3 protein-coding genes are annotated in these 4,781 nt (G+C 75.0%); 1 reads left to right on the forward strand and 2 read right to left on the reverse strand.

Annotation, left to right across the window (positions count from 1 at the left end; all coding sequences use genetic code 11):
- Positions 1-196 precede the first annotated feature (196 nt).
- Positions 197-1,576, forward strand: coding sequence for a carotenoid oxygenase family protein (locus C1I98_RS35270; RefSeq protein ID WP_233508454.1), 1,380 nt, complete (start codon positions 197-199; stop codon positions 1,574-1,576).
- A gap of 11 nt (positions 1,577-1,587) precedes the next feature.
- Here C1I98_RS35270 and C1I98_RS35275 read toward each other — a convergent pair whose 3' ends face one another.
- Together C1I98_RS35275 and C1I98_RS35280 are read right to left on the reverse strand one after the other, a co-directional pair.
- Positions 1,588-3,888: an ABC transporter permease gene (locus C1I98_RS35275; RefSeq protein ID WP_233508455.1), complete on the reverse strand. Its 2,301-nt coding sequence runs from the start codon at positions 3,886-3,888 to the stop codon at positions 1,588-1,590.
- A gap of 5 nt (positions 3,889-3,893) precedes the next feature.
- Positions 3,894-4,601, reverse strand: coding sequence for an ABC transporter ATP-binding protein (locus C1I98_RS35280; protein WP_111171650.1), 708 nt, complete (start codon positions 4,599-4,601; stop codon positions 3,894-3,896).
- Positions 4,602-4,781 lie beyond the last annotated feature (180 nt).

The raw sequence follows: 4,781 nt of genomic DNA on the forward strand, positions 1-4,781 counted from the left end.
GACCAGGCGGGGCAGCCAGGGGTGCCTGCCGTACAGCCGCCACTGCAGGCGCGCCGCCAGTTCCAGCCGGGCGCGCCAGCCGGGCGGCAGTACGGCCGGCAGTCGCAGTTCGCCGAACGCGGTGTCGGCCACGACGGTGCCAGCGTCACGCTCGTACACCGTACCGAAGTCCCCTGCGGGGACGGACAGGAGCGTGATGACGATGATCGAGGTCGGCGCGATGCCCGCGCACCGCCGCCGCTATCTGCAAGGGCCGTTCGCCCCGGTGCAGGAGGAGGTCACCGCCTACGACCTGCCGGTGGGCGGCCACCTGCCGGACGGCCTTCGCGGCCGCTACCTGCGGATGGGCCCCAACCCGCTCGCAGTGGAGGACCCCGCCGTGCATTTTTGGGGCCTTGGCGCCGGCATGGTCCACGGCGTGCGCATCCGCGACGGCCGCGCCGAGTGGTACCGCAACCGCTGGGTGCGTTCGGCGGAGGTCGGCGCGGCGCTGGAGCGGCTGCGGCGCGGCGAACCGCAGCCGCCCGTTCTGCCGACCTCGCCCAACGTCCAGGTGGTCGGGCACGCCGGCCGTACGTTCGCCCTGGTGGAAGGCGGCACGCCGCCCCATGAGCTGGGCTATGAGCTGGACGCGATCGGCCCGTGCGCGCTCGGCGGCACGCCGCAGGGTTCAAGCGCCAACTCCCATTCCAAGGTCGACCCGCGTACCGGGGACCTGCACTCCGTGGCGTACGTGATCGGGCGGTCGTTCGCGCAGCACGTCGTCACCGGCCCGGCGGGCACGGTGACCTCGGTGACCGATGTGCCGATGCCGGGGGAGATGCCGTTCCTGCACGACTTCGCGTTGTCGCAGAACCACGTCGTGCTGTTCGACATCCCGCTGCGGTTCTCCATGGCGGCCGGGCAGTTCGCCTGGGATCGGGAGCATCCGGCACGGATCGGTGTGCTGCCCCGCTCCGGCGGGCCGGTGCGCTGGCTGCCGGCCGATCCGCTGTACGTCAGCCACACCCTCAACGCCTACGACGACGGCCGGACGATCACGATGGACCTGATCGTGGCCGATGGGCCGCTGGACGTCAGCGATCCGGGGGCGATCGTCCCGGTGCTGGAACGCTGGAGCGTCGACCTGGCCGGCGGCCGGGTGCGGCGGCGGCGGATCGATGACCACGCCCAGGACTTCCCCCGGGTGAACGACGCCTTCGCCTCGCTGCCCTACCGCTACGGCTATTCGGCGATCACCCCTCTGTACGGCATGCCGTTCACCGCCGATGGGCCGCACCCCGACGAGGCGTTCACCAACGCCCTGATCAAGCACGACCTGGAGACCGACGCGGCGCAGGTACACGGCTTCGCCCGCGAGGAGGCCGTCAGCGAGGCGGCGTTCGTGCCCGACCCGGACGGCGGCGGCGGGGAGGATGAGGGGTTCTTGATGGCCTATGTCGCCGCCCCCGAGCGCGGGGCCACCGACCTGGTGGTGTTGTCGGCCCAGGACTTCACCGCGCCGCCGCTGGCGCGGGTCCACCTGCCGGTGCGGGTGCCGCTGGGCTATCACGGCAACTGGATCCCCGACGCCTGAGGCCCCCGCGTTCACTCGGCGTGCAGCACCGCCGCGACGGTGAGCCGGGCCGCCGAGCAGGCCGGGGCCAGCGCGCCCAGCACCGCGATCACCACGCCCGCCAGCGCCAGGGCGACCAGATGGGACGGCTGAAAGACGTCCTTCATCGCATCAGGGAACTCCACGATCCCCACGTTGTCCACGATCAGCCGGTGGGCGAGCATCCCGGCGGGGATCGCGATCAGCGCGCCGGCCGCGCCCTGGGCCGCCACCGACGTCACCGTCATGACCGTGACCTGGCGCGGGGTCATCCCGATCGACTTGAGCACGCCGAGCTCGCGGCGGCGTTCGCGGGTGGTCAGCAGCACGGTGTTGAACACCCCCAGGGCGGCCACGGCGATCAGCAGGGCGGTGAACACGCCCGCCACGCCGACGACGGTCGCCGCGGTGGTGCCCGTCTCCAGGCTGAAGGACGGGTGCAGGCCGGGGTCGGCGGCCCTGACGGCGTCGGCGTAGCGGCGGGGGTCTACGCCGGCGGCCAGCCGTACCTCGTAGGTGTCGGCGCTCGCGCGGGGGTCCAGGGCGGTCAGGGTGTCCCAGGAGGCCCACGCGAAGCGGGCGTCGCCGCTCATCAGCCTGCCGACGATCCTCGCCTCGGCCCGGCGGCCGTTCAGCAGCAGGGTGATCCGGTCGCCGACGGCGAGCCCGCGCTGGGACAGGAACGCCGGCGGGGCGACGATCTGGCCGGGGCCGTCGAACCAGCGTCCCTGGACGACCTGCGCGGCCAGCGGTGAGGTGTCGCCGCGCTGGAAGTTGATGTCGCCGCGCCGGGCCTGCCCGGCCAGGCGCACCTGCCGGAACACCTTCGCGGTGACCTGCCGGACGCCCGGCAGGGAACGCAGCAGCGCCTCGATGCGCCGGTCGTCCAGGCGGGGGGCGTTCTCGCCGAAGGCGGCCTCACCGACGCGCACCCCGACCTGCCCGGCGGGGGGCCGGTCCGCGGCGGCGAACGCGGCCATGGTTACGCCCAGCCCGGTGGTGAGCGTGACGCTGGTCAGGCCCACGACGATGGCGGCCATGGTCATCGCAGTACGGCCGGGCCGGGCGAACGGCAGGCCCAGCCCGAGGCTGACCGGGCGTGGCAGCCGCGCCCCGCCGAGGGCCCGCTGGACGCGCAGCCCGCGGCCGGGACGGGGGGCGCTGCCGGCGCTGATCGCCGCCGCGGCCGAAAGCCGCCGTGCGCGCAGCGCCGGTACCAGCGCGGCCGCCGCGACCAGCAGCGGCATCCCCGCAAGGCACACCCCGGGCACCCAGCCGCCGAACCCGATCTCGGCCACCCCGGCGTCCACCCCCTGGAACGCGGCCCGCAGCACGGGCCCGGCCAGGGCGGCACCGGCCGCCGCGCCCAGGGCCGCGCCGATGGCCGCCGGCACCGACACCATCGTCAGGTACACCGCCACCACCTGCCCGGGGGTGAACCCGAGGGCCTTGAGCACGCCGATGTGCCGCAGTCCGGACACCACCGCCCCGCTGACCACGCCTGCCACGATGAGCACGGCGACCAGCAGCGCCAGCACGCCGAACACCGTCAGCAGCGGCAGGTAGGCGGCGGCGAGGTCGGCGAACGCCTGGCGCAGCGCCAGGTGGGTCGCGGCGGAGGCGAGCGCCCCGGCCGGCAGGCCATCGCTCAACGCGGCCATCGCCGCGCGCAGTTCGGGCCCGGTCGCGGCCTCCTCGAACCGGTAGAGCATCTGCACGGCGCGCGGGCGCAGCGCGGCCATCTGCGCGGGCGTCACCCAGGCGTCGGCCGAGCGGCTCATGCTGGAGGCCAGGCCGACCACGGTCAGCGGCGGCAGGCCGGGCGCGGTCAGCCGGGCGCCCAGCGCCTGGGGCCGGCGCGGGCCGTCGGCGGCGGGCAGGTTCAGCACGATCTCGCCGGGCGCACGGGCCCACCGCCCGTACAGGACGGACACCCGATCGACTGGGCCGCCGGGCCCGGCGCGGCCGGCGATGGTCAGCGGCCCTTCGGCCTCGGGGATGTCGGTGGTGCGCGGGAAGTCGGCGACGACCTGCCCGAAGGGCCCGGCCGCGGCCTGCACGCCGGGCCGGGCCGCGGTGCGGGCCAGCGCGGCCGGATTGGCCTTGGCGGCGTCGAAGGAGGCCACCACATGCGCGCCGCGCTGGTGTTCGAAGGCACGGTCGAATGGGGTGGTGGCGGCGTCCAGCAGACCGAGCGCTAGTACGGCCGTGGCGGTGCAGCACAACACGACCAGCCCGATCAGCAGGGTCTGCACCCGCCGCCGGGCGACGGCGGCGCGCGCAGTACGCCACACCGCGCTCATCGGCCGGCCCCGGCTGCGCCCTGCCCGACGACCTGCCCGTCGGCGAACTCGATCAGCCGGCCCGCGCAGCGGGTGGCCAGCTCAAGGTCGTGGGTGACGATCAGCAGCGTCTGGCCGATCTGGTTGAGGTCGATGAGCAGGTCCATCACCTGCTCGCCGGAGCGGCTGTCCAGCGCGCCGGTGGGCTCGTCGGCCAGCAGCAGCGCCGGGCGGTTCATCAGGGCGCGGGCCACGCCGACGCGCTGGCGTTGGCCGCCGCTCAGCGTGGCGGGGTAGGCGTCCTTGCGGCCGGCGACGCCCAGTTCGCCGAGCAGGTCCAGCGCGCGGGCGCGGGCGGTGCGCGCCGGGGTGCCGGTGAGCTGCGCGGCCAGGGCGACGTTGTCCAGCGCGGGCAGGTCGTCGATGAGGTTGAAGAACTGGAAGATCATGCCGATGTGCCGGCGGCGGAACAGCGCCAGGGCGCTTTCACCCAGGCGGCCCAGGTCGTGCCCGGCGACGGTGACCGTGCCCGCGGTGGGGCGGTCCAGCCCGGCGATCATGTTCAGCAGCGTCGACTTGCCGCAGCCGGAGGGGCCCATCACCGCGGCGGCCTCACCCGCGCGGATCTGCAGGGTGACGCCGTCCAGCGCGACCGCCTGGCCGTACTCCTTACGGACGCCGGCCAGGTCCACCAGGACCTGCCCGGACTTTTCTGCCTCGCTCACCCCCCGAACGCTAGGGCGGCGCGGGCGCGTGGCGCATCCGCCCACGGGGGTGGGCGCGGGCGGCGGTCATCCCGCGGAGGTACGGCGCTGCCCCGCCGGGTCGATGCGTCATCGCGGGCCGGTCTGGGACAGTGGAGCGGTGTGGGATACGGGGCCGGCCTGGGCGGCGTGCGCCTTGGC

This window comes from Spongiactinospora gelatinilytica (assembly GCF_003236385.1).
Classification (GTDB): domain Bacteria; phylum Actinomycetota; class Actinomycetes; order Streptosporangiales; family Streptosporangiaceae; genus Spongiactinospora; species Spongiactinospora gelatinilytica.

What these genes read in the sequence shown, in the direction of transcription:
- C1I98_RS35270 (WP_233508454.1), top strand. Translation starts at nt 197, where the DNA reads ATGACGATGATCGAGGTCGGCGCGATGCCCGCGCACCGCCGCCGCTAT.